A 24689-nucleotide genomic window follows, 5' to 3' on the forward strand; every position below is an offset into this window, starting at 1 on the left:
TCAAGGCTCGGAGTATGCAGTCGCCTCGACCTTACGTCCCAGCCCGGTTCCCGCCCCGGCGCACCGGGACTACAGCGGGTCCTGGATATTGAAGGTGTAGACCTCGCCGTCGTACCAGAACAGTGCCGCCATCGACGCCTCCGGCGGATCCACCCGGCAGTACTCGAGGCCGGTCAGCGGAATCGATTTCTTCCCCAGGCACCGCACCTCCCGCGACTTCGGAATCGGCCCCTTCAACTCGAATCGTTGGCCGGACACCGCGATTGTGGACGGGCCGTGCCAATACCAATCAGGCTTGCCGAACAACCACCAGTAATAACCGAAGATGACCGAGACCACCAGAACGACAGCGGTCAGCGATACCGCGACCACTTTTCTCCGCCTAGAAGTCATCTCTCATCCTTCACCTGGATACGTCATATGCGCGAACAGATAGTCGATGGGGACGTTCGACGAATCGTACTTCGGCAACCACCATGGTTCGTGCCGGCGATTGCTTGTGTGCATGTCGACGACGTCGCCCCACACCCGGGTTCCGTCGGGCATGGTGATCCAATCCTTGCCGACATAGACGGCGACGTGATCCATGCGCCCATCCGGCGTTTCGCCGTCCCCGTGATCGTAGAAGATCAGGTCGCCCGGCTGGAGCCCCATCTTCGAAGGAAGGTTCGGGTCGGGGGCGGTGTCGACGTTGTCCCGGCGGAAGCCGCCCGACAGTTTCCCCTTCGGGCCGCCCTTCGACCCGTCGTTGGTGAGCAGGAATCGCAATAACGCGGGCGCATATGTCCAGGTTCTGGAATCCTCCCAGTCGCGGCCGAATACATTCTCGTCGTATGCCGAGAACCACGCGTTCGGGTCGTTGTCGTTCGGGTCGTTGAAGGTGTCCCGGGACATGATCTGCGCGAAGCCGCCCGCCGCCAAGACCTGTGAGGCGAAATTCGCGCAGTCGCTCTGCGAATCGGAGTCGTAGAACGGGTATTCAGGGTTCGGGTTCATTACGTACGCTTCGGCATAATCCACGGCGGCCTGCCGCGAGGACGATAAACCGTCACGCACGAAGGTCCGGGTCGGCAGCAATGAACCGAGACCCGTCCTCGACCCACGAGTCAACGGCGCCAGGAACGCGGCGGCACCGGTCAGGAGGAGCAGCGGGATCTGCCCACCGGAACCTTTTCCGCCGGAATCACTTTCACCGACCGGAACGCGCGGTGACGGCGGCACCGAGGACACGGGCGGCGGTTCGGCAGGCACCGACGTGACCGCCGACGGCTGCGGCGTCTCGGCCGCCTGGGGCAACGACTCGTCGGGGACAGATCTCGGTGCCGGAGTCGGTTGCGGTGGGCTCCCGGGTAGCGCGGGCGTCTGTGCGCCCGGTACCGCGACGATCGGGGCGCCGTTGCCGGGCGGTACCGGTGGCGGCGTCAGTGCTCCGGCCTGGCTGCCGTCACTGCTCGGAGGTTGGGCGGGCAGGATCGGTTCCGGTAATGGCGGTGGCGTCGTGGGCGGGCCCGGCGGTGGGGTCGGCGGGAGTGTGGGGGTGTCGACGCAGGGCCAGCCGGGGTGCATCTGCTGCCACTCCGCGCACGGTACCGCGGATGCGGAAGGTGTTGCGAAGGAGGCGAATCCGACGCCGATACCCGCTGCGGTGGCGGCGACCGCGGCCACCGCGAGCCGAGTGGTCTGGCGGTTCATCGGCTGCTCCGACGCGCCTTCACCTGCGCGTAGATGGTGTCGGCGCCCCACCAGGTGAGGCGGCCGGCGATGGACATGTAGAGGAAGAACGCGAGGTAGACCAGGATCGCGCCGTAGTCGTCGGCCCAGCCCGGCATCCGGTCCAGGTGGGCGAACGCGGCGATGAGCAGGAACAGCCCGGCCAGCAACGCGATGGGCGCCAGTGGGGCATTGTTCGGTTCGGCGGCGTTGCGGTCACTGGTCATGACTGTTGTACTCCTTAACGCAGTGCGCTGGTGCGGGTTAGAGCCAGATGGGGTCGCCGTAGGCGGTGGTGGTGTTGTCCGCGGTGGGGGTCGACATGGTCGCGGTGGCGAACGAGCGCAGCGAGACCGGGCCCATGCACGCGTCGACTTTCACCTCGACCTGATCCATGGCGATCGACGCGCGCCCGGATGCCAAGGCCTTCTTGCCGAATTCGACGGTCGCGATCGAGCCGGGTTTCAGGGTGGTCGAAACATTCGGCGAGACCGAGGCATTGACGCCCAGGCTGACGCTGGGCGGGTAGGAGATGTTCAATGAGGCGTTGGGGCCGAAGGACGCTCCCAGACTCGTCGTCAGACCGCTGGAAACGTCTATCTGGCAACCGATTTGGTAGCCGAAGCTGACCACCGCGGCATTGACCGGTTGTTTTCCCTTGCCCGTGACCTCGGCGATCGCCTTCAACGACACGAACCCCTCGCGGGTGAACATCGTCGCGGCCAGGTTCGGGTAGCGGTCCAAGTTTTCCGAGGTCTTGGTGACCGTCAACGTCCAGCCGTCATCGGTATCGACCACCCGCGACTTGTCCGCGACCGCATCGGCCGACGCAATTCCCTGCCCGGAGTACAGCAATCCTGCCGTTATCGAGCTCGTGCACAGCAAAGCAGCGACACCGCCGCGCCTGAACGCAACCCTTCCCATCGAATTCATCCTTGTCACGTCGAGTTCCAGCCCGGAATCAGGCAGAGGTGGCGTTCTCCCCTCCGATAAGGAAAACCTATTCAGCTAACTTTTGGCAACATATAGATGCTGTACAGAAGGGCACGTGACCACGCGTTTACCAACTGGACACCCGATCAGCCCCGGCTGGAGGCGGTGGTCAAGGATTGAACGATCAATTTGTGGCATGCGTCACGGGTCGGCTGTTATCACCCGATACGCCTATGCGTCGAGGTGTCGAACCACCCGGAGACGTTCGGACCGCTGCGGGGCATTGTGCCGAGTCCGAAAAGTTCGGAAACGCTACGCAGTCGTTACGGCGACCATGAGACCGAAGCTCCTGACCAGCCGATGCGGCAACCGTGCCGGTTGTCGTGGAAGGGAGCTGATCAGCGGGGGTTGCCGGCGATCGGGACTCGGGTGCGCCTGGACTGATCCAGAGATGCGCGCGAGTCGGCGCTACGGGCGGCGGATTGCGGTATGACGGAAGGTATTTCGGGTTTCGGAGCGGGGTGGTAGTCGACCAGAGTTGCGGTGCCCCATACATAAGGATCTGCTTGCGGACTGCCGAAAGGTGACCAGGCCAAGCGGGTTTGGCCGGTCTTATCGGTGGTGTCGGAGTCGTAGACCAGGATGTTCATCGCGAACGCCGCGGGGTCGACCGGTGCGGGCAGTTCGTCGAGCGGGATTTTCACCTCGACCGAGTAGCCGCGGTATGGCTCGGAGACGACTGCGGCCACCTGCATTCCGGGCGGCGTCGCGCCCTGATGGTTGTCGGCGTCGCGCTCGGCCGCCGGACCCTGACCTGCGGTGTACGGCAGGATGCCGGTTTTGAACGTTGTCGAGGTGTCGTCGGCGTCGCCGCGGGGATCGATGGCGATCTCGACCGAGTCTGTGCGCCAATGCCTTTTGATGTCGTCGGCGGTCAATTCCGCGCCCTTGCGGTCGTCGGTCACGGTGACCAACACGTACAGGTCATCGTCGTGCCTGGACAGTTTCGCGGTTCCCGTGCAGGTACCGCCGCCCTGCCAAATAGCAAGCGGCAGTTCCGGTCCCGGGTACTCACCTGGTCCTTCGACGCCGTTGAGGGTCGGCGCTGTCGCCACGGCGGGGATTGCGGTTTCCGGCTTCGGTGGATAGTCCGGCTGAGCTCGGTTGGCCAGCCACGGTATTCCGGTTCGGTCGGCCCAATCGGCGAACTCCGCGTACAGCGGTTTCAGTTCGGTTTGCCGCTGCACCGGCACCTCGACGAAGCGTCCTTCGTCCGCCAGAACGGTGAACCAATCGGAGCCGAGCTGCTGCGGGTCCGTCGGCTCGTGCGCCGGCTTAGCGGCGAAACCCTGTGTGAGATATAGCCGAGCCGCGTCACGCTCGACCTGCGCCCAGCTCGTGTTGTGCTCGCGCGACGGAGTGCCGGACCACACGCCGATAACCGGCAACCCCGAACGAGGGTCGGTATGCGGTTGCCCCGGCGCGTCCGGGCCCAGCAGCGTGTCGAAACCGTAGTTCTGCGCGAGCAGCCTAGTGGGATGCCACAGCGCGAGCGCCTCGTCAGCGATCTGCTCGGGAAACGCGTTCGGGTCGCCGGCCAGCCGAAACGCCTCGATCCCGAGCCGCGCCGAAAGCTGATGCCCACCATGCTGATTGAACGGCCGAGGATCCATCACCACCATGGTGTGCGGCGTGGTCCGCCGCACCAACCGCACCAGCCTCGCCAGAGTGTCCCGCTCATCCCAGACCCGCGCGGTCAACGGCGCGGAAAGCGTGTACCAAAAATCCGCCTTATCCAGGTAGTAGATGTTCTCGATCCCCACGAGCCCAGTGGCTTTCCGCTCCTCGCTCTCCCGAACCAACCCCAACGCGGGCCCCTCCTCCACCCCCACAGCATTCCCCCCACCCTCCCCCCGCGTAATCGTCACCACCCCCGTAGTCCACCCCAAATTCTCCCGCCACTGACCAAAGGTAGACAGATTGCTGGACTCATCATCCGGATGCGCCCCAACGAACAACACATCGTTATGCGCCGAATCCCCCGCAGCCCCCTCAGACTCGCCATCCGAAGAACACCCCGCAACCATCCAGGGCGCAACCAACGCCGCCCCAAGCACGACCCGACGACTCACCTTCCCCCCGACCACACCCATTCCCACCTTCCACCGCCTCCCTCGTCGCCCACGTCGAATCACAACACATCGGCAGTCGCCGGTCGCACACACGGCGCTCATCAGCGCGCCGTCCACCGGCACGATGCCTCCCGTTTGCCGATGAACTCCGGTGTTTCAGGGCAGCCGGTCGAGAAACCTGCGGACCGTGGCGGCTTCACCGCTTCCCCTGGTCGGCAGGCGCAGCAGCTCGAAATCGTAGCGGCGGCAGATCTCGTCCTTCAACGCGTCGCGGGCAAGCTGCGCAGGGTTCGCTTCATGAGCGCTGTAGCCATCCACTTCGATGGCGCCCAGGTTAGCGTTGGTGATTCGGTTGTAGACGACGAAGTCGAAGGATGATCGACGCTGAGCGAACGCGCGATGCGGGGCGTCGAGACGATCCAGGCTGCGCGGAAACACGTTTCGCAGCAGAACCTGCCGGTGAATCGCGAGGTGATCATATCGAGGTTCGGCGAGCACCCCCTCCAGCATGGTGAGCGCAATGTCCTCCGAATGCCAGTCGGTTCGTCCCCAGCCGACGTACGGGTGGGTGCGGATCCGCTCCGCATACTCGGTGTACAGCAGGTCGAAGATGGATACCACATCGCTGTCCACGATCGCGCTATCCGGGTCCCGGTACCGGATGTAGCCGATCAGATCCCGCAGATGCCGACTTTTCGGCAACTCGGATGGATGTGTAACCAGGACGAACATCCGCATAGCCCGCGAGACGGCCACATTGATCAATTTGGGATCGTCTGCGAACTGCAACGCGGCCTGGCTGCTGGGGGTGTTGTCGAGAACCGTCGTCATGACGACGGCCTCCTTTTCTCTCCCTTGGAATTTGTGCACGGTATCGGATTCGATCGACTGGATCAGGGCGTCGGTCACCCTGTCGGCCTGACGACGGTAGGGAGTGGTGACCCCGACCTCGTGCGGCGGGATATCGGCGGAAACCCAAGGCAGAACCTCGTTCTGGATCACATCTATCTCGCGCTGATTACTGCGGCCCTTCGACCTCGGATCGTCGTCGCCGTAACCGCGCAGCATGTGATTGCCCGGGGCGGTCCGCACCACCGTCATCGGAGCGAATCCCGGTGTACTACGCGTATACGGAATCAGCTTGCCGCCGTAGAACTTCCGGTTACAGAACTCGATGATGTCCGGATCGCACCGATAGTGTTCGCGCAGCATTACCCGGGGTGCCTGATCGGTGAACCGCTCGATAATGGAGGACAGAACGCTGCGCCGGTAGTCGAAGACCGGGTCGGGTGCAGGTGGACAATCAGCGATGTCCGTCGTGACTGGCGGGAGTTGCTCCAGATCGCCGACCACGATGAGGTTTCGCGCGCAGGCCAGAACCGGGCTTACCGTCACCAGATCCACCTGTGATGCCTCGTCGATGATCAGATAATCGAGGAGAACCGATCGTCCGATGCTGTTCTGGAGCGAGTGACAGGTGCTCAGGATCAACGGATAGTCGTGGATGAACTGCCCGAACTGCTGCTTGTACTCCTGCGTGTACATCGTGCGGGGCAACGAGCCATATCGAGTACACAGCGCGTCTCTGAGCAGCTGCTGCGAAAGCGCCTCCTGCTCGGCAACCAGCGCGGCGAACTTCTTGTTCTCCAGAGTCTTGTTCAGTTGCTGGAGACTCCGGTCGAGTTCAGCAATCCTCTTTTCGTAGTACAGGCGCTGAATGCGCAGCACCACGTCGGTATCGCCGGCATCGACCCCGCGCAGCGCCCGGTATTTGAAGTACCGGTTCATGGTGTCGACCAGTCGACCCCAGCCGGTGTCGCGGATCCACTGCGGATCGGTTTCGGCGATGAAGTCGAGCAGTTTGCCCGCACTGTAGCGGCGCAACAGCGGCAGGTCGCCAGGTACCTCGTTGCGGTCGAAGTATGACTGAAAATGCTGTTGTTCCAGCTGAAAGGCGTGCAACTGCTGGCGTACCTGAGCGCGCCGACGATCCTCTTCCAGCAGTGTGGCCAGGCGGCGATTCACCTTGCTCAGCTCGTCGGCGGTTCCCCTGATGGCGGAGGTACCCGCGCGCAGCAGGGCGTCGACCTCGGCGTTACGTCTCAGCTGGCCGGCGAAGAACTCGTCTCGCTTCTCGCGGCGTCCCAGATTGGCCGCCACCATCCCGAAACCTTCCTTGGTCAGCTTCTCGAAAACGTTGTCGACAGCAGAGTTGCTGAACGACACCACTCCTACCGTCGCGCCAGGGCGGCAGATCACCGAAGCGATGATGTTGAGGATCGTCTGTGTCTTCCCGGTTCCGGGCGGGCCGTCGATCACCGAGATCGGATACCGCAATGCGTTGAGTACCGCCGCACTCTGGCTGATGTTCGTGCGAAACGGGTACACCGGCAGCGGCATCTCGTCGTTCGGCCGAGGTTCGATCGGCGCCCGATCGAGAATCCGGGACAACGCACTTGCGGGGTGAACGAAACTCAGGCTCTGGTGGTTACGGAGCAGGACACCGGAATCACCGGTCAGTCTCTCCGCCACTGTGTGCCAGTACCTCAGCACGTCTCGGGCGCTGGGGCCGGCGGCGGCGTTCGGCAGCACCGCCACCCGATCCGCGCCGTAGACCTTCCATCTGCCATTGCTGGTCAACACATGGCACCAAGATCCGATGTCCGGCGGCCCGGCGAACAGGTACGCCTCGGTGGCGTTCGCGGGAGATCCGTCCACGAACAACACCGCGTGCGCGCCCAACGACACCGGTGCAGAACCCTGAAGAATCGTCACTCGATCCCGCCCAAACGAGTAGGCCCGCGACCCGCTGAACCACACCCGGACCCGAGTCGGCTCTGAGTCGAACCTGGCGACCTCCAGCGTCCTGTCCTGCAGGACCCAGTCCTCCTTTCGCCGGATGATCACCGCAAAACCCCGTGGATCGATCATTGAACCCCCTGACCGTCGATGTCGGCGCAAGCAGCCTACAGCCCGCCAATATCCCCGTCTTCCATTGCGGCACTTTAGTTTTGGGACAATCTACGATGGCCGTATCAGTTGCCAGGTCCACGCTCGATTTCGCTGAAATGCAGACACGGCAGTAAGCGACCACTGGCACACTTCGTGCCATGACCGAGGAATGCCGGGCTTGTAATGGGGAAGGGCAACAACCGTGTTTCGAATGCGGCTTCTCCGGGCAGCAGACCTGCGAGCATTGCGCAGGAGACGGAACCAGGGCGTGCGACGAGTGCGATGGGTACGGAACCGACCCCCTGAATGACGAACGGACGTGCTCGACATGTCGCGGTAGCCGAAAAGAGGACTGTTACACCTGCTATGGCTACGGCATGACGTCATGCACAGAATGTTCGGGAGACTTCGATTGCACCAGTTGCGGCGGCAGCGGATGGACGTGATCGAGCAAAGACGAAGGCCGCCATCCACCTCGGCGAGATCTTCAGCCGAGGTATGGCGTGGATCGACCCTCGAGGTAGTGGGTCAGCCTGAGTCTCTGCGTGTGGTGCATGTCGAGGTTGTCCAGCTCGGCGGGTGCCACAAACCGCAGCTCAGTGGACTCATCGGAGATGGCCAGGTCACCTCCGATGACACGGGCCAGGAAGCACACGTTGAACTGGCGACGGACTTCGCCGTCGCTGTAGGCGATTATGTGGCGGGGCTCGGTGTAAGTGCCTACGAGCCCGGCGATTTCGATGTCGAGGCCGGTCTCTTCCTTGACCTCTCGTACCGCACAGCCAGGGAGACTGTCGGTCATCTCCATGCCGCCGCCGGGCAGCGCCCATAGCCCACTGTCGGCGCGCCGTTGAAGCAGAATTCGGCCTTCGTCGTCGCACACCACGGCGGAAGCCGCGACGACGAGACTGTTCGGCTCTGGTGCGGCGGGGTCATCGTAGAACTCGGTTCGCGCCATCGGCTTAGCCTTCCACCGGTCGGGCCGTCTGCCAGACCGCGTCGAAACTGTCGGTGTAGGTGTCGAACAGGCCACCGTCGAGGGTACGGCGCAGATGCCAAACGGGCGCACCGTACGCATTCACACCCCACGCGTGGGCATTGACCAACATCTCCTCGTCGGCGCGGAAGATGCTGTTATACAGCGTCGTGGCGTGAGTCCGCAGCTCGATACCTGGCGTTGCTTGCAATGCCCGGTAGTGCATCAGGGCGAGACGGCAGCGGGATTCGATGCCGTGCCCGAATTTCTCCTCCATGCCCCGTTGTTGGACGTTGGCGCTGTCGGCGTCACCCACGGCTATCCGTATCGAGCAGCCTTCTTCGGCCCGTTCGATCAACAGATCATTGAGCCGCGGATACGCCTCGTGAAGGAAAACGGCCGCGTAGACCAGAACGTCGATGCGGTCACGCGCTGCCGTGAACAAGTTGACGAACACCGACGGCGGGACATCTGCTCTCTGGTCATACAGGGCAACGAGTTCGGGGCTGACAGCGCGGGCCGTCCGCGCCTGCTGTAGGGCGGGCCACAACGCATTCACATCCTCGCCTAAACACTCAGCAGCTTGGATTGCGGTACGCCGCCGCGGGACTCGGCCGAGGTTCACCCATCGTTCGACCGATTTCGGGTCCACACCCACTGCCTCGGCCAAATCCGCGTGGGTCCATCCTCGCGCCGCCATGGCGGTGCGTAGCCGCTCGTTCGACATAGGACGTTGTACACCAGTCGGGACGTCCCAAAGTGGGAAACGTACGAGGTTCCATCGTCCCAATGATCAACGAGACGCTGTGTGCAGCACGCGACGACGGGCGACCAACCAATCCGGGTCATTGGTCGTCTTCCGCCGCCGCGTAGACACGGTGTCCCCATGTCCCCGGCGGTGGGCGCTCACCAATCGGGCAATCGAAGGGGGCAGGTAATGGACCTTCCCGCGCAACATGACGACGAAGACCTCCAGAAGCTAGCGCTGGCACCGGACGGTGTCGGACCAAGCTATCTTCAGCATTTCGACGGCACATGGTCGATGATCGGCGCAGACGGGTGGGCAGTCACCTCCGACGAATACGCGGAACTCCAGGCAGATGCTCTGTCAGCGATTGCTGCTGTTTCCTGGCCAACGATCGACGTAGAGCCGACCTCGTTACGGGACAACGTGATTCCATGACCGGGCATGAAAAAGGCCCTTCACCTGCATGCAGGTGAAGGGCCCAACGGTGGAGCTGCCGGGAATCGAACCCGGGTCCTCTGCCGTGTCTCCAGGGCTTCTCCGTGTGCAGTTCGCTGTGTCTCTACTTGGATCTCTGGGTCTCGCGAACAAGCTCAGATGACGATCCCAGTCGCTGTTTGATTTTCCGTCCTGGTCCGCGACCGGCCAGGGCGGTAAGTCTCTCTAGCTGATGCCAGGATCCGGGTCGAGAGACGAACCCGGGCTGACAGACTTGCTCTGCTACTTAGGCAGCGAGAGCGAAGTCGCGCTGATTGGAATCGGCGCTTAATTGGTTGCAATGACGCTTACGGTGGTCTCTTGCCTGCACCGACACGCTTCCCCTGAATCTACGTACAAAGTCGAAACCGTTCAGCCCCGTACGTCCCGGCACCTTGCCGGGCTGTTCATGTTAACACCGGCCCCAGCCCGGTTCTTCCCATTATCCGGCGGGTGTCCTCACGCTGCGGCGATGAGCGCGACGGAGACGAGGGCGAGCACCATGCCGACCTGTTGTTGCCGGCCCACCCGCTCGCCGAGCAGCACCATGGCGAGCAGGACGGTGGCGGCGGGGTACAGCGACCCGATGACGCTGACCAGGGACAACAGCGACCCGTGGAAGGCGTGCAGCAGCGCGATGTTGGCGATGACGTCGAGCGCACCGATGTAGCAGGCCAGCCGCAACGGCTCACCGCGCAACCGTTTGAACTGCTTGGCCGACAATGCGGTAACCCACACCACACCGGTGGCGGCGGACCGCTGGGCGAGCAACGGCCACAGGCCGGAGGACGCGGCGGTCTCGTGCAGGAAGACGAACATGAAACCGAAGGCGAGACCGGATCCAACGGTCAGCAGGGCGACCTTCTTGGTGAACCGCAGCTCGCGCCCACCGGTGATCTCCTCGGTGACGGCGTCCGGCGATTCCCGGCTGACCAGCAGCACCGCGACCAACGCGAACGCGATCCCGATGAAGGCGAGCAACCCGGGTCGCTCCCCGATCACCAGCCCGACGAGGATGGGCACACCCGCGACCAGCACCGCGGTCAGCGGCGACACCACGGCCATCGGACCGCTGGCGAGTGCGGCATAGAACCACCACACCGCGACACCGCTGGCCACGCCGGCCGCCAGACCCCAGCCGATCGACGCGGCGTCCGGGGTCCCGTCGACGAACGGCAGGAGCAGCAGCACGAGCAGGACCGAGAACGGATACGAGTAGATGACGACCCGTAGCGCGGTCACCTTTCGGGCAGCGACTCCGCCGTAGAAGTCGCTCACGCCGTAGCCGAGGGCGGCTATCAGCGCCAAGAGGACGGCGGTCAGCGCATGCCTTTGATGCGCCGACCTAGTTCACGGGTGACTTCCCGCTCGGCGTCGCGCTTGGCCAGATCCTGGCGCTTGTCGTAGTCCTGCTTGCCCTTGGCCAGGGCCAGCTCGACCTTGACCTTGCCGTCGGAGAAGTACATGGACAGCGGGACCAGCGTCTGGTTGCCCTCGCGCGACTTGCCGACCAGGCGGTCGATCTCGCGCTTGTGCAGCAACAGTTTCCGGACGCGGCGCGGCGAATGGTTGGTCCAGGTGCCGTGGCTGAACTCCGGGATGTGCAGCCCACGCAGCCACACCTCGCCGTTGTCGACCGTCGCGAACGCGTCCACGAGCGAGGCCTTGCCCTCACGCAGGCTCTTGACCTCGGTACCGACCAGCGCGATCCCGGCCTCATAGACGTCCAGGATCGTGTAGTTGTGCCGCGCCCGGCGGTTGGTCGCGATGACCTTGCGCCCCTGTTCCTTCATAACGATCAACCTTAAGTGACGCGGCAACCGGATTATTCCCAGGTCGAGCGCGGCGCGGGCGGAACTACCCGCCAGGGTGCAGGACGACCCAGAGGGTGAGCAGCGCGATGAAGGCAAGGACGAGTAACACGGTGGAAAACCGGGGCCTGCCCGGGGGCGGGGGCGGACGGTGTCGCAACCACACTCCCTCTACGGTCGGGTCGATCCCCCGGCGGGTGTTCGGCGGCGCGTCCGGCACCTCGGAGCTGGGGGAACTGCCCGACGAGTCCCCATCGTCCGGGCCATCACCGGTTGCCATAGCCAGCACGGTAGCCCGCACGGCCGCGACACGCTGCAATTGCCGCGCGCCGCAACAGAGTTGGTACTCAGGCGAGACGTCGGGCGTAGGCCTGGGTGGCGGCGGCGGTCGCGACGTCGACCGTGAACACGCGCAGGTCGACGGCGGTCGGGGTGAGATCCAACACCATGAAACCGAGCTCGTGGTAGTTCTCGAACAGCGCGGGGTGCCCGGCGCGCGGCGTGACGGCGGGTTCGGCGCCGACGGTCTTGGCCGCGGCGCCGGAGACGATCTGGCGGGTGCCCTTGGATTCGACGGTCGGTTCGAGCACCTGAAGCGAATGGTCGTGCCCGGAGAACAGGAACTGACAGGCGCCCGCGACGTGTTCCTCGACGAATCGTTTGACGTGGATGCCGTTGATCGGCTCGATGGGCAGGCCCTCGTAGTGGCCGGCGTCGCCGTGCGGGCCGTTGTTGAGGTACGGGTGGTGCGTGCAGGCGATCTTCCAGGTGGCGGTGGAACTGGCGATGGCCTGATCGAGCCAGGCGCGCTGCTCGTTCATGAACGGGCCGTCGACCGCCCAGTACGGGGACAGGATCGGCGGGATGTAGGCGGCGAGCGGGTTGAGGTCGAGGACGAAGAACTCGACAACCGGGTTCTGCTCGGGCACCCGCACGGAGTAGTACCGGCTCGGCATCCACCAGCGTGGCGAGTTCGCGTGGTACTCGACCTCGTGGTTGCCGCGCACCAGCCAGCCGCCGTCGCCGGGCAGCACCGAACTCGTGTCGTGGTTGCCGAGCACCATCAACCACGGGAAATCCAGTCCGGTGTTGGGGTTTTCGAACTTCTCGGCGAATTGGGGATCGGTGCCGCTGTTCGGACCGGATTCGTAAATGTTGTCGCCGAGGCCGACGGCGAGCGAGACCGGTTCGCGGCGGTGGAATTCGCGCATGGCGTTGGCGACGGCCCATTGGGTGCGGGTCCCGGTGCCGGCGTCGCCGGTCATCAGCACCCGCAAATTTCGCCCGGCCGGGAAGCCGAACTTGGTGACGCCGGGCGCGACCGGCACCGCCTGCGCGGGCGACAGCCCGATCAGCGACGCGACGCCCGCCGCGCCGGCCAGGAAGCCCCGGCGACCAAAGCTGTTGTCTGGCATGCGATGTCCTCTGCAGTGTCCGGTGTCCCACCCGGCGACCATCTTCGCCCATCGGGCGCGTACTGGCGATGCCGGGTGGGAGCCGGATCGACCGGGGAAACCCTTACTTCGCCGCGGCGGCCGGCTTCTTGTTCCGGTCCAGGCCGAGCGCGTCGGACATGGTGAAGAACAGGTCGGTCTGGTCGGTGAGGCCGACCACGTTGGCCGCGTGCGGGCCGTAGGCGGCGACGCGCAGCTGGGTGCCGGTGTGCTCCTGCGAACCGCCGGCCTCGGCGTTGCCGTAGGAGACGCCCATCTCGGCGCCGTCCTTGGTGACCACCTTGCTGGTCAGCGACTGCGACTTGGTCTCGAGCGGGACGATCTGGCTGCTGTGTGCATGGTCGGCGGTGACGATCACCAGGGTGTTGCCGTCGTTCTTGGCGAATTCGAGTGCGGCTTGCACGGCCTCGTCGAGGTCGACGGTCTCACCGACCTGACCACACGGGTTGGCGTTGTGGTCCTGCTTGTCGATCGAGGCGCCCTCGACCTGCAGGAAGAAGCCGTCCTTGCGCGGCTTGAGCAGGTCGATCGCCTTGCGGGTCATGGTCGCCAGGTCGGGCTGGGTGGCGGCGCGCTCCGGGTTGGGCTTGCAGGTCTGCGCGGGCAGGTTCAGGCCGTTCTGCACGGCGTTGTCGCCGGTCCAGCGGACCGGCATGTTGCCGGGGCTGAACAGGCCGAGGACCGGCGCATCCTGGTCGGCCTTGGTGACGCCGTCGAGGCCGGCCTTGTCCGCGACGATGTTGTAGCCGCGCGCCTTGGCCTGGTCACGCAGGGACTGGCCCTGCCACTGGCCGCCGGCCGCCTTCTGCTCGAAGCTCTTCGAACCGCCGCCGAGGGTGACGTCGGCGCGGGTGTTGAGCAGCTGCTCACTGATGGAGCCGAGCCCGCCCTTCTCCAACGCGTTGGTCGGGCACTTCAGTGCCGTCTCCTCCGGGCCGTAGCACTTGCGTTCGGTGACATGCGCGCCGAGGACGGCCGGGGTGGCGTCCTGGATTTCGGCGGTGGTCACGTTGCCGGTGGCCTTGCCGTTCGCCTTGGCGATCTCCAGCAGGTTCGTCTGCGGGGCACCCTTGAGGTCGACGCCGATGGCCCCGTTGTAGGTCTTGGTGCCGGTCGCCCACGCGCTGCCGCTGGCCGCGGAATCGGTGACGTAATCCGGCTTTCCGGTGTTCTTGTCCAGCGAGTAGTGCGTGTAGGAACCGGTGAGCGGCAGCGCGTCGATGCCCTTGAAGTAGCCGCCCGCACCCTCGGCGACGTTGCGCGCCACAGTGATCTCGGAATCGCCCATGCCGTCACCGATCAGCAGGATGACGTTCTTGGCCTGATTGCCGTTGAGCGAGGCGCGCAGCGCGTCGGTGCGATCGCCGGTAATGCGGCGGGCGCCACCGTTCTCGGTGAGCGTGCCCTTGGCGTTCGGGGTGAGGAGATCGCCGTTGCCCTGCTTCGTGGAATCGGACGAACCGCAGGCGGCCAGGGTCCCGACGAGAACGGCGGCGCCCAGGATGGCGCCCGCGCGGAACCGGCGGGGCATGGAACGCGACGAGACAGGGGACATGAGCGATAACTCCATTGTTCGTAGATACGTCGGTTGGCTGGAGCCTTACGAGGTCTTCTGAACAAAAAGGGCATAGGGGGCAACCGGGCGATTACCGGACGATTTCTCATTCGCATGTTCGCATACGTCGACTTACCCCGCGGCAACTCAATAGCGTTGCCGCGCAGTGAATTTCACCCGGCGAGAGGGGCAAAACCGGCTTTTCGGCCAAGTCGCCGAAAGGTGCAGAATCTCACTCCGCGGCCAAGACCTCCAGGACCCCTTCGCCATACTTGGTCAGCTTGTTCTCGCCGACGCCGCCGACCTTGCCGAGCTCGGCCAGGCTGGTCGGCTTGCGCGCCACGATCTCCCGCAGGGTGGCGTCGTGGAAAACGACGTACGCGGGAACGCCCTGTTCCTTGGCGGTCGCGGCCCGCCACTCGCGCAGCCGCTCGAACAGCGGAACATCGGCGGGCGCCAGATCGGCGGCGGCCGCGGCCTTGCCCGACTTGGCGGTGCGTGCCGGCTTGGTCGGCCGCTCGCGTTCCCGGCGCAACAGCACCTGACGTCCCTCGAAGAGCACCTCGTTGCTCGCCTCGGTGAGGGTGAGCACGCCGTAGTCGCCGTGCACCGCGAGCAGCCCGCCGGCCAGCAATTGCCGCACCACGCCACGCCATTCGATGTCGCGCAGGTCGGTACCGATGCCGAACACGGTCAGCTCATGGTGGTCGTGCTGCAGCACCTTCGGGTTCTTCTTGCCGAGCAGGATCTCGATGATGTGTCCCGCGCCGAAGCTCTGACCGCGCTCGCGTTTGAGCCGCAGCACCGTGGACAGCAGCTTCTGCGCGGGCACGGTGCCGTCCCAGGATTCGGCCGGGGTGAGGCAGGTGTCGCAGTTGCCGCACGGCTGCTGATCGTGCTGGCCGAAGTAGTTGAGCAGCTGCACGCGCCGGCAGGACACCGTCTCGCACAGCGCGAGCATGGCATCCAGGTGCAGCTGTAGTTGCCTGCGGTGGGCGGCGTCGCCCTCCGAGGAGTCGATCATCTTGCGTTGCTGCACAACGTCGTTGAGGCCGTACACCATCCATGCCGTGGAGGGTTGTCCGTCGCGGCCCGCACGGCCGGTCTCCTGGTAGTAGCCCTCCACCGACTTCGGCAGGTCGAGGTGGGCGACGAAGCGCACGTCCGGCTTGTCGATGCCCATGCCGAAGGCGATGGTCGCGACCACCACCAGACCGTCCTCGCGGAGGAACCTGGTCTGGTTCTCCGCGCGAGTGCGGTTGTCCAGCCCCGCGTGATACGGCACCGCGCTGACGCCGTTCTCGGTGAGGAAGGCGGCGGTCTTCTCCACCGAGTTGCGCGACAGGCAGTAGACGATGCCCGCGTCGCCGGGGTGCTCGGTGCGGATGAAGTCCAGCAGCTGCCGATCGGGCTTGTTCTTCGGCTCGATCCGGTACTGGATGTTCGGCCGGTCGAAGCTGGCGATGAAGCGCCGGGCCGCGCCCAGGTCGAGACGCTGCACGATCTCGTCGCTGGTCTTCGCGGTCGCGGTGGCGGTCAACGCGATGCGCGGCACGTCGGGCCAGCGCTCGTGCAGCATGGACAGCGCGAGGTAGTCGGGCCGGAAATCGTGGCCCCACTGCGAGACACAGTGCGCCTCGTCGATGGCGAACAGCCCCACCTTGCCGCGATCGAACAATTGCGCCGTCGACTCCAGCCGCAACCGCTCCGGCGCCAGATACAACAGGTCCAGCTCCCCCGCGACGAACTGTGCCTCGACGGTGCGACGCTCATCCGGGAACTGCGTCGAATTCAGGAAGCCTGCGCGCACACCGAGCGCACTGAGCGCGTCCACCTGGTTCTGCATCAGAGCGATCAGCGGCGAGATCACCACCCCGACCCCAGGCCGCACCAGCGCGGGCACCTGATAGCACAGTGACTTACCGCCGCCGGTGGGCATGAGCACCAGCGCATCACCACCGGCGACCACGTGGTTCACGATCTCGCGCTGATCACCGCGGAAGCTGTCATAACCGAAGACCCGACGTAGAACCTCTTGCGCCGCACCGGATTCGGCGCCCGCGCCGGGATCGGCGTCGGTCGCAGTGGTCGCGAATGCATCGGTGGGAGTCACCCGGCCCATCCTACGAGCGCGCGCTCGCGGCGCTACCGGTACGTCGCCAGAATTCCCAAGTCGGATCTCGAGTGATCCACATGTGGATAAGTCCTGGATCGCCGAACTGGGCCGAGTCTCCTGACCTGCCATTGATCCCGATCGGCCGGAATTCGCCAGCCGACCGGCGCCTGGAGTTGCTGTTAGATTTGCGCGCATGACCACAGGGCTGGGGAGAAATCGAATGGCGCGCAGCGCAATCGGGTTAAGGAGCAAGCGAGTTCGGGCGGCGCTGCTCACCACGGCGGTCGCGGCGGGGATCCTCGCCGGGGCGCCGGCGGCGACGGCGGGCCCCGGACCGGCCATGTGCGCAGACGGCTGGCAGGCGACCACGCTGGTCGAGGGGGTGGGCAATCTGGAGAACCTCGACTCCGACGGCAACGGCGGGTTCTATGTCACCGGCATCATCGACGGTTTTCTCGCGCACGTCGACAGCTCGGGCCGATTCGAGAAGCTGTTGACCGGACTGGATCATCCAGCGGGTGTACGGGTCGCGGGCCCGTATGTCTACTTCTTGACCGGCGACGGGTTGACCGAAGCTCCCGGCACGCTGCAACGGTACGAAAAGGCGACCGGCGCGGTGACGACGCTGCTCACCGGTCTGAACGGCCCCAACGGCCTGCTGCCCCTACCCGAGGGCGATCTGCTATTCACCACGATCGGCACCACGGGAACGCCGACCGGGATCGCCCGCTACCGGCCGTCCACCGGCGAATACACGCGCACCTGGGCCGATCTGCCGCTGTCCAACGGCATCGCCCTGGCCCCCGACGGAAAGTCCGTCTACGCCGACAACCTGACCATGCGGATCTTCCGCATCCCTTTGGATGCGCCGGATCGGCAGGTCGTCGTCACCGGAATCCCGAACCTGATCTCGCTACCGGACGACATGGAAGCCACCCGCGCGGACACCCTGTACGTCGCCGACCACGCGTTCGGCTCGATCAACCAGGTGAACCCCGCGACCGGCGCCGCCTGCGCGATCATCACCGGCCTGATCAAACCGGGCCCGACGCGCAACCCGCCGGACGGGACCACCTCGGTCCGTATCGCCCGCGACGGGGACAGCTGGGCGTTGTACATCACCGGGATGGACGGCACCCTGCGCCGATTACGTCCGCCGGCGGGCATCGACCTGACCCCGGCCACACCGGCACGGTAGAAACGAAGAGTCCCGTCCACATCGCGAGCGTGGCCTCGGACGGGACCTGTGGAAAGGAACCAAGCATGCCGGAATCGGCTCCCATGATCGCGGCCACACCGGACGATGCCGAGGACATCGCCAAGCTGCGCGACCGGCTCGCGCAGTGGATGGTCGATCGCGGCATCGTGCAGTGGGTGCCCGGCGAGTACCCCGCCACGGCGGTCGCCGAGGAGGTGGCGCGCGGCGAGTGGTTCGTCTGGCGCGACGAGTCCCGCACGCTGATCGCCGTGGTGCGGCTGATCTGGCGCGACCCGGAATTCTGGGGCGTCGACGACGCCGAGGCGGGTTACATCCACGGGCTGATGGTCGCCCCCGAATGGCGCGGACACGGACTCGGTGACCGGATCATCCGGTTCTGCGCCGAACAGACCCTGGCCAACGGCATCACCCGGCAGCGTCTCGACTTCGCCACCAACAACTCGGTGCTCCGGAAGTACTACACCGCACAGGGTTTCACCTCCCTCCGCGAGGCCCCGCTCCCACCCCGGTTCCACTCGCACGGCACTACCAACGTGGTGCTGATGGAGAAGATGCTGGCCTGATGACCGCGATGGCCACCAGGTATCTCTATCTCGCCCGGCACGGCGAGGCCACACCGGACGAGAGCACGCTGAGCGAACGCGGTCGCAGCCAGGCCTGGCTGCTCGGTGAGCGGCTGCGGCACAGCCCGCTCACGCAGGTCCACCACGGCCCGCTGCCCAGGGTGACGGAGACGGCGCAGCTGATCGCGGAGCGCTTGGACGGCGTGCCCGTGCGCGCGGCGGAACCGGCCGGCGACTATCTGCCCTACCTGCCCCGGAAGGACGAACTGCCCGCGGAATCCGCGGATGCTCTGCTGGGCTTTCTCGCGCAGTTCCCCGCCGAGCAGCGCGACCACGGACCGCAGCTGGCCCAAGCGGCCGTCGAGCAGTTCACCGGCCCGGTCGAGGCTGATGTACCCCGGCACGAACTGGTCGTCACGCACGCCTTCCTCATCGGCTGGCTGGTACGAGCCGCGCTGGACGCGCCGAAGTGGCGCTGGATGGGATTCAGTCCGGCCAATGCCGCGCTCACCGTGATCCGTTACGCGCCAGGCAGACCCGACTCGGTGCTGTTTTTCAACGACACCGGCCACCTGCCGCCGGACCTGCGCTGGACCGGATTACCGCCCGAGCTCCACATCTGAACGGGGCCGCTCAGGACTGCAGACGCCGCAACGTCTCGTCGTGCAGCAGACCGTTCGTCGCCACCGCGTCGCCACCGTGCGGCCCCGGCTGCCCGTCGAGCGAGGTGAACCGCCCTCCTGCCTCACGCACCAGGACGTCGAGAGCGGCCAGATCCCACAGCGACACTTCGGGTTCGGTGGCGATATCGAGCGCGCCCTCCGCGAGCAAGCAGTAGGTGAAGAAGTCGCCGTACCCACGCACCCGCCACACGTCGTCGGTCAGGGAGAGGAAATTGTCCCGCAGACCACGATCACGCCACCCGGACAAACTGGAGAATCCCAGGCTCGCCGAGCTCAGCTCACCGACCGCGGACACCGAGATCGGTTTCGGCGCTTCGGCATCGAAGCTCGCCCAGGCACCCGACCCCGCCGCCGCCCACCAGCGCCGGGCCAGGGCAGGGGCGCTCACCACACCGACCACCGGCACACCGTCGTCCAGCAGCGCGATCAACGTGGCCCAGATCGGCACGCCGCGGACGAAGTTCTTCGTCCCGTCGATCGGATCGATCACCCACTGGCGCCCGGTGAACTCGGCGTCCCCGCCGAATTCCTCGCCGAGCACCGAATCATCCGGCCGCTGCTCCGAAAGCACCTGCCGAATCGCCTGCTCCACCGCGAGATCGGCATCCGACACCGGCGTCAGATCCGGCTTCGCATCCACCTTCAGATCGAGAGCCCCGAACCGGTCCCGGGTAATGCCGTCGGCCGCATCGGCCAAGCGCAGCGCGAGTTCGAGGTCAGAAGAGTCCACAGCCACGCCCGCACCCTATCGGGTCACCCCGCCACCGGATCCGAGCGGCACGACCAGCAAGACCTTCCGCCCTCGAGCTCGTGAACAGGGCGGAAGGTCGCAGTACCGCGTCACGCCACGGCGGAAGCCGTGCGCGCCGCGACCAAAGCGTCGGCCCACCACTGCAACTGATCGAGCATCGCCAGTGCCGCCGCGGCCGGCTCGTCCGGTTCCCGCAGCCGCCCCTGCTCGTCGAAGAGCAGGTAGTAGCGCGGAAACGAAACGTAGTTACGGACGGTGTGCGCGTTCAGCTCATTGAAGATCTGCCGCAGATGCTCGATGGCCAGCAGACCACCGCTCGCGCCGCTATAACCGACGAAACCGATTGCCTTGGCATCCCATTGGACGAAATGCCAATCGATCGCGGCCTTCAACGCGGCCGGAATGCTGCGGTTGTAATCGGGTGTGACGATCACGAACGCGTCCGCCGCCGCGAGCCGTTCGGTGAGATCGAGCATCCCGTCCGGCCGCACCGGATTCGGGTCCATCGCCGGTGAAACGACGGGCAACGCCAGCGGCAGGTGCGCCTCCGCCAGATCGATGACGTCCACCTCGAACGCCCCGTGTCCCCTGGCGTGCTCGGTGAACCATTCGGCCACCACCGGCCCGAAGCGTCCCTCCCGGACGCTGCCGATGATCACCGCGAGTTTCAATGCAGACATCGAGTTCCTCCCACAGATTTCCGCGACCGCTCCGGCCGCGTTTCCTAATCTGCTGGCCGCCGCGAACACCAGGAAGACCGCCGTGAGAGTGGTAGTGGCAGGGACACCCTCCGGCCGCCATCACTTGTTAGGTTCGAAGGGTGAGCGACAACGAGCTGGGCCTGTTCCTCCGCACCCGGCGCGAGGCGGTCAGCCCGGCTCAGGTCGGCCTGCCCACCGGCCCGCGTCGCCGCACCCCCGGCCTGCGCCGCTCGGAACTGGCCACGTTGGCCGGGGTAAGCGTCGAGTACATCACCCGGCTCGAGCAAGGCCGCGATCGCCGCCCGTCACCGCCGGTGCTGTCCGCGCTCGCCGACGCGTTGCGGCTCTCCGCGAGCGAACGGGTCCACCTGCATCGCCTGACCAAGTCCGCCGATGCCGGCTTCAACTGCATGGGCGGCGCACAGCCGCCGCGCGCGGTGCGCCCCGCCGTCCGCGCCATCCTCGACCACCTGGAACCCGCGCCCGCCGTTGTAGTGAACCGCCTCACCGAGGTGCTGGCCTATACCGACGCCTACCGAAACCTGATGGCGCCGTTCGGCCTCTTCGAGACCACTCCCCCGAACCTGGCCCGCTTCGCCTTCACCGATCCGCGCGCCCGCACGGCCTATCCGGACTGGGATCATCTCGCCGACCACACGGTCGCCACCCTCAAACACGGTCCGTTCCGCAAAGACCCGCACATCGCGGCACTCGCCGACGAACTCACCGTCACCGTCGGCCCCGAATTCACCGACCGGGTCGAGACCGTCCCCAGCCTCCCCGCCGCCACCGGCATCACCCGCCTCACCCACCCCGACGCGGGCCCACTGCGCCTGGCCTACGAGATCCTCGACCTCTCCGCCGACGACGACCAGCACCTGATCGTCCACCTCCCCGCCGACGATGCCACCGCAACTGCCCTCGACAAACTCGCAGGCGTCCGCCCCGGCGCACTCCGCGCGGTCTAGACCCGCCGACATCTCTACTCGCGCCCCGTCGCATGCGGGCCTACCCGTGCCAGCCCCCCCGGACTGATATATCCGGATGCAACGACCTGCACCTGATCGTCCATCTCCCGCATGCGGGATGCCCCCGCAACTGCCAAGCACACACTCGCAGGCCCCACCCCAGCGCGCTCTAGGTGCGCCTGCGTATCTGCTCGAGCCCGTCGCACCGTCTGCTTGAGCCTGTTGCACCGGCCGACACGACGCTTACCCTCCCGACTGGTATCCGGATGCCACGACGACCTGCTCCGATCTCCCTGCGGACGATGGCACCGGAACCGCCCTCGACATGCTGGCCGGTCTCCGACTCGGCGCCCTCCGCGTGGTCTCAGTTCGAGCCCCAACCCCGTGGGCCGCTTCGCCCGAAACCGACTCCGCTTCACGGGCTCAACTCCCGCGCCGCATGTGAAGCTCTCCTGACAAGCGATTGAAGACACCCTTCACAGCACGCAGTCCCCGGCTACATTCGCCCTGCGCAGACGCAATTCCCGCACCCACCGACCCCGCCCACGCGAGCGCCCTCGATCACCGAACGCCGGACGCGACCGCTTCGAGCCCCACTGCCGCCACCCCACCTTCGCGATACCAGTAGGCTTGACCATCGTGCATCCTGACGTTTCCGCTGATCTCGCCGAACTCGACGCCACCCTCAAAACGGTCGAATCGGTCCTCGACATCGAGGAGCTGCGCCGACGCATCGACGAGCTCGAGCACCAAGCCGCAGATCCCGATCTGTGGAATGACCAGGACCACGCTCAGCAGGTGACCAGCGAGCTCTCGCACGCGCAGGGCGAGCTGCGCCGGGTCGAGGAATTGCGGCAGCGCCTCGACGACCTGCCGGTGCTGTACGAACTGGCCGAGGGCGAAGAGGGCGAGTCGCAGCAGGCCGCGCTCGCCGACGCCGACGCCGAACGTGCCGCACTGCACGGCGACGTGGAGGCGCTCGAGGTCCGCACCCTGCTGTCCGGCGAATACGACAAGCGCGACGCGCTGGTCAACATCCGCTCCGGCGCCGGTGGCGTGGACGCCGCCGACTGGGCCGAGATGCTGATGCGCATGTACATCCGCTGGGCCGACCGGCACAAGTACGGCGTCGAGGTCTACGACACCTCCTACGCCGAAGAGGCCGGCATCAAGAGCGCCACCTTCGCGGTGAAGTCGCCCTACGCCTACGGCACGCTGTCGGTGGAGATGGGCACGCACCGCCTGGTCCGGATCAGCCCGTTCGACAACCAGGGCCGCCGCCAGACCTCGTTCGCCGAGGTCGAGGTGCTGCCGGTGGTGGAGACCACCGATCACATCGAGATCCCGGAGGGTGACATCCGGGTCGACGTGTACCGCTCGTCGGGCCCCGGTGGGCAGAGCGTCAACACGACCGACTCGGCGGTGCGGCTGACGCACATCCCGACCGGCATCGTGGTCACCTGCCAGAACGAGAAATCCCAGCTGCAGAACAAGATTTCGGCCATGCGCGTGTTGCAGGCCAAGCTGCTGGAACGCAAGCGGCAGGAGGAGCGCGCCGAGATGGACGCGCTCAAGACCAACGAGGGCGCGTCCTGGGGCAACCAGATGCGCTCCTATGTGCTGCACCCGTACCAGATGGTCAAGGACCTGCGGACGAACTACGAGGTGAACAATCCGTCGGCGGTGCTCGACGGTGACATCGACGGTTTCATCGAGTCCGGGATTCGCTGGCGGATGCGGGAACAGCCGAACTGAACGCTGCGGTTAGCGCGGCCCGCTCGCGCGGAATGGTAGGACGTACGGCGGTAATCTGTCTGGCGTGCGTCCAGTTGGGAGTTCAGTCGAGGTGTTGACCATGTCACTCGCAACGACTTCGGAAACCACGAACTGGCTACGTTCCAACGGGCTCGAGATCGTCCTGTTGATCCTCGGCGCGATGCTGTTCAGCCGGTTCGCCACGTTCCTCCGGGATCGGATCACCCGCAAGATCGACGCCGAATTCCGCGGGGGCGACGCGCTGGTGCGCACCGAGGCGGCCAAGCACCGGCACGCGCTGGCGCAGGTGGTCACCTGGGTGGTGCTGACCATCGTCTACGTGCTGATCGGCATGGAGGTGCTGCGTCGCCTCGGCTTCGCGGTCACCGGGCTGGTCGCCCCGGCCGCGGTGCTCGGCGCCGCGCTCGGTTTCGGCGCGCAGCGCATCGTGCAGGACATCCTGGCCGGATTCTTCCTGATCACCGAACGGCAGTACGGCTTCGGTGACGTAGTTCGCATCGCCGTGACTGGAGCCGCGGAGATGGCGGAGGGTACGGTCGAGGACGTCACGTTGCGGATCACCACACTGCGCAATTCCGACGGTGAAGTGATCACCGTGCCCAACGGCCAGATCGTGAAAGTGACGAATCTGTCGAAGGATTGGGCACGCGCGGCGATCGACGTACCGGTGTCCGCCAGCGCGGACATCACCAGGGTCAACGAGATCCTGCACGAGGTCGGTACAAGGGCGTACGAAGATCCTCGACTCAAACCACTGCTACTCGACGAGCCCACCGTGATGGGCGTCGAGGATCTGACCGTTGACCAGATGAACATCCGGATGGTTGCCCGCACCTTGCCGGGCAAGCAATTCGAAGTCGGACGCGAACTGCGGGTGCGAGTAGCCGCGGCGTTGCGCCGGGAGGGAATCAGTGAGACCACGTAGAACCATCTCGCTCTTGAAGGAATCGGTGCGACCCACCGCGCTCCTGAGGGAATCACGACCACGCCGATCCACCGCGATCCTGATCGCCACCTGGCTCGCGACGTTCGTGCTCTACCTGTTCGTCAAGCCGGATCAACCGTATACGGCGGGCTCCGAGCCGAGCCTGAACACCGTTCCCGCAGCGGTGAATCCGGCAGTAGCGCCACGCTGAGCTCGGTGGACTCGCCGGGCGTCGATGATCG

24 protein-coding genes and 1 other RNA gene are annotated in these 24689 nt (G+C 65.7%); 8 read left to right on the forward strand and 17 right to left on the reverse strand.

Annotation, left to right across the window (positions count from 1 at the left end; all coding sequences use genetic code 11):
• Nucleotides 1–69: 69 nt before the first annotated feature.
• The 8 genes from ACFYO1_RS29915 to ACFYO1_RS29950 all read right to left on the reverse strand — a co-directional run bounded on the left by ACFYO1_RS29915 (nt 70) and on the right by ACFYO1_RS29950 (nt 9430).
• Nucleotides 70–393: a hypothetical protein gene (locus ACFYO1_RS29915; RefSeq protein ID WP_387237840.1), complete on the reverse strand. Its 324-nt coding sequence runs from the start codon at nt 391–393 to the stop codon at nt 70–72.
• Nucleotides 394–396: 3 nt separating this feature from the next.
• Entirely contained in the window at nt 397–1692 is a 1296-nt protein-coding gene (locus ACFYO1_RS29920) for an amidase domain-containing protein (RefSeq protein ID WP_387237843.1), read from the reverse strand.
• Complete coding sequence (locus tag ACFYO1_RS29925; protein ID WP_387237846.1) at nt 1689–1937, reverse strand: hypothetical protein; 249 nt, start codon at nt 1935–1937, stop codon at nt 1689–1691. Before ACFYO1_RS29925 ends, ACFYO1_RS29920 begins: the two co-directional genes overlap by 4 nt.
• A gap of 37 nt (nt 1938–1974) precedes the next feature.
• Nucleotides 1975–2634 carry an MspA family porin gene (locus tag ACFYO1_RS29930; protein ID WP_387237849.1) on the reverse strand — a complete coding sequence of 220 codons (660 nt, stop codon included), beginning with the start codon at nt 2632–2634 and terminating at the stop codon, nt 1975–1977.
• Between the two features lie 407 nt (nt 2635–3041).
• Nucleotides 3042–4796 carry a sugar-binding protein gene (locus ACFYO1_RS29935; RefSeq protein WP_387237852.1) on the reverse strand — a complete coding sequence of 585 codons (1755 nt, stop codon included), beginning with the start codon at nt 4794–4796 and terminating at the stop codon, nt 3042–3044.
• Between the two features lie 135 nt (nt 4797–4931).
• Nucleotides 4932–7175 carry an AAA domain-containing protein gene (locus tag ACFYO1_RS29940; protein WP_387237855.1) on the reverse strand — a complete coding sequence of 748 codons (2244 nt, stop codon included), beginning with the start codon at nt 7173–7175 and terminating at the stop codon, nt 4932–4934.
• Between the two features lie 1039 nt (nt 7176–8214).
• Complete coding sequence (locus ACFYO1_RS29945; protein WP_387237858.1) at nt 8215–8685, reverse strand: NUDIX hydrolase; 471 nt, start codon at nt 8683–8685, stop codon at nt 8215–8217.
• A 4-nt stretch (nt 8686–8689) separates the two neighbouring features.
• Nucleotides 8690–9430, reverse strand: coding sequence for a helix-turn-helix domain-containing protein (locus ACFYO1_RS29950; protein WP_387237861.1), 741 nt, complete (start codon nt 9428–9430; stop codon nt 8690–8692).
• 210 nt (nt 9431–9640) lie between these two features.
• Between ACFYO1_RS29950 and ACFYO1_RS29955 the strand changes: the two genes are divergently transcribed.
• Nucleotides 9641–9886 carry a hypothetical protein gene (locus ACFYO1_RS29955; RefSeq protein WP_387237864.1) on the forward strand — a complete coding sequence of 82 codons (246 nt, stop codon included), beginning with the start codon at nt 9641–9643 and terminating at the stop codon, nt 9884–9886.
• 47 nt (nt 9887–9933) lie between these two features.
• Here ACFYO1_RS29955 and ssrA read toward each other — a convergent pair.
• The 7 genes from ssrA to recQ all read right to left on the reverse strand — a co-directional run bounded on the left by ssrA (nt 9934) and on the right by recQ (nt 16858).
• Nucleotides 9934–10305, reverse strand: a transfer-messenger RNA (tmRNA) gene (gene ssrA, locus ACFYO1_RS29960).
• A 79-nt stretch (nt 10306–10384) separates the two neighbouring features.
• Entirely contained in the window at nt 10385–11233 is an 849-nt protein-coding gene (locus ACFYO1_RS29965) for an EamA family transporter (RefSeq protein WP_387237867.1), read from the reverse strand.
• Between the two features lie 11 nt (nt 11234–11244).
• The gene (gene smpB / locus ACFYO1_RS29970; protein ID WP_150402613.1) at nt 11245–11718 is read right to left on the reverse strand and encodes an SsrA-binding protein SmpB; all 474 of its coding nucleotides are present in this window, start codon (nt 11716–11718) and stop codon (nt 11245–11247) included.
• A gap of 64 nt (nt 11719–11782) precedes the next feature.
• Nucleotides 11783–12016, reverse strand: a complete 234-nt coding sequence (locus tag ACFYO1_RS29975) for a hypothetical protein (RefSeq protein ID WP_387237870.1) — start codon at nt 12014–12016, stop codon at nt 11783–11785.
• A gap of 67 nt (nt 12017–12083) precedes the next feature.
• On the reverse strand, nt 12084–13151 hold the full coding sequence (locus ACFYO1_RS29980) for a metallophosphoesterase (protein WP_387237873.1): 1068 nt from the start codon (nt 13149–13151) through the stop codon (nt 12084–12086).
• 103 nt (nt 13152–13254) lie between these two features.
• Entirely contained in the window at nt 13255–14745 is a 1491-nt protein-coding gene (gene phoA, locus ACFYO1_RS29985) for an alkaline phosphatase (protein WP_387237877.1), read from the reverse strand.
• Between the two features lie 232 nt (nt 14746–14977).
• Entirely contained in the window at nt 14978–16858 is a 1881-nt protein-coding gene (gene recQ / locus ACFYO1_RS29990) for a DNA helicase RecQ (RefSeq protein WP_387237880.1), read from the reverse strand.
• A 223-nt stretch (nt 16859–17081) separates the two neighbouring features.
• Between recQ and ACFYO1_RS29995 the strand changes: the two genes are divergently transcribed.
• The 3 genes from ACFYO1_RS29995 (at nt 17082) to ACFYO1_RS30005 (ending at nt 19266) form a co-directional block, all read left to right on the forward strand.
• Nucleotides 17082–18059: an SMP-30/gluconolactonase/LRE family protein gene (locus tag ACFYO1_RS29995; RefSeq protein ID WP_387237883.1), complete on the forward strand. Its 978-nt coding sequence runs from the start codon at nt 17082–17084 to the stop codon at nt 18057–18059.
• 65 nt (nt 18060–18124) lie between these two features.
• Nucleotides 18125–18643 carry a GNAT family N-acetyltransferase gene (locus ACFYO1_RS30000; protein ID WP_387237886.1) on the forward strand — a complete coding sequence of 173 codons (519 nt, stop codon included), beginning with the start codon at nt 18125–18127 and terminating at the stop codon, nt 18641–18643.
• The gene (locus ACFYO1_RS30005) at nt 18643–19266 is read left to right on the forward strand and encodes a histidine phosphatase family protein (protein WP_387237889.1); all 624 of its coding nucleotides are present in this window, start codon (nt 18643–18645) and stop codon (nt 19264–19266) included. The genes ACFYO1_RS30000 and ACFYO1_RS30005 overlap by 1 nt, the downstream gene beginning before the upstream one ends.
• Nucleotides 19267–19276: 10 nt before the next feature.
• Here the strand turns inward: ACFYO1_RS30005 and hisN are convergent, their stop codons facing one another.
• Both hisN and ACFYO1_RS30015 read right to left on the reverse strand, forming a co-directional pair.
• Nucleotides 19277–20062: a histidinol-phosphatase gene (gene hisN, locus ACFYO1_RS30010; RefSeq protein WP_387237892.1), complete on the reverse strand. Its 786-nt coding sequence runs from the start codon at nt 20060–20062 to the stop codon at nt 19277–19279.
• Nucleotides 20063–20166: 104 nt separating this feature from the next.
• The gene (locus tag ACFYO1_RS30015; RefSeq protein WP_387237896.1) at nt 20167–20757 is read right to left on the reverse strand and encodes an NADPH-dependent FMN reductase; all 591 of its coding nucleotides are present in this window, start codon (nt 20755–20757) and stop codon (nt 20167–20169) included.
• Nucleotides 20758–20897: 140 nt separating this feature from the next.
• Between ACFYO1_RS30015 and ACFYO1_RS30020 the strand changes: the two genes are divergently transcribed.
• The 4 genes from ACFYO1_RS30020 to ACFYO1_RS30035 all read left to right on the forward strand — a co-directional run bounded on the left by ACFYO1_RS30020 (nt 20898) and on the right by ACFYO1_RS30035 (nt 24658).
• Nucleotides 20898–21746 carry a helix-turn-helix transcriptional regulator gene (locus ACFYO1_RS30020; RefSeq protein WP_387237899.1) on the forward strand — a complete coding sequence of 283 codons (849 nt, stop codon included), beginning with the start codon at nt 20898–20900 and terminating at the stop codon, nt 21744–21746.
• Between the two features lie 639 nt (nt 21747–22385).
• Nucleotides 22386–23501: a peptide chain release factor 2 gene (gene prfB, locus ACFYO1_RS30025; RefSeq protein ID WP_387237902.1), complete on the forward strand. Its 1116-nt coding sequence runs from the start codon at nt 22386–22388 to the stop codon at nt 23499–23501.
• A 100-nt stretch (nt 23502–23601) separates the two neighbouring features.
• On the forward strand, nt 23602–24447 hold the full coding sequence (locus ACFYO1_RS30030) for a mechanosensitive ion channel family protein (RefSeq protein ID WP_387237905.1): 846 nt from the start codon (nt 23602–23604) through the stop codon (nt 24445–24447).
• Between the two features lie 13 nt (nt 24448–24460).
• Nucleotides 24461–24658 (forward strand): hypothetical protein, encoded by a 198-nt coding sequence (locus ACFYO1_RS30035; protein ID WP_387237908.1) that lies wholly within the window; start codon nt 24461–24463, stop codon nt 24656–24658.
• The last annotated feature ends 31 nt before the right edge of the window (nt 24659–24689 follow it).

Source organism: Nocardia sp. NPDC006044, assembly GCF_042871115.1.
Taxonomy (GTDB): domain Bacteria; phylum Actinomycetota; class Actinomycetes; order Mycobacteriales; family Mycobacteriaceae; genus Nocardia.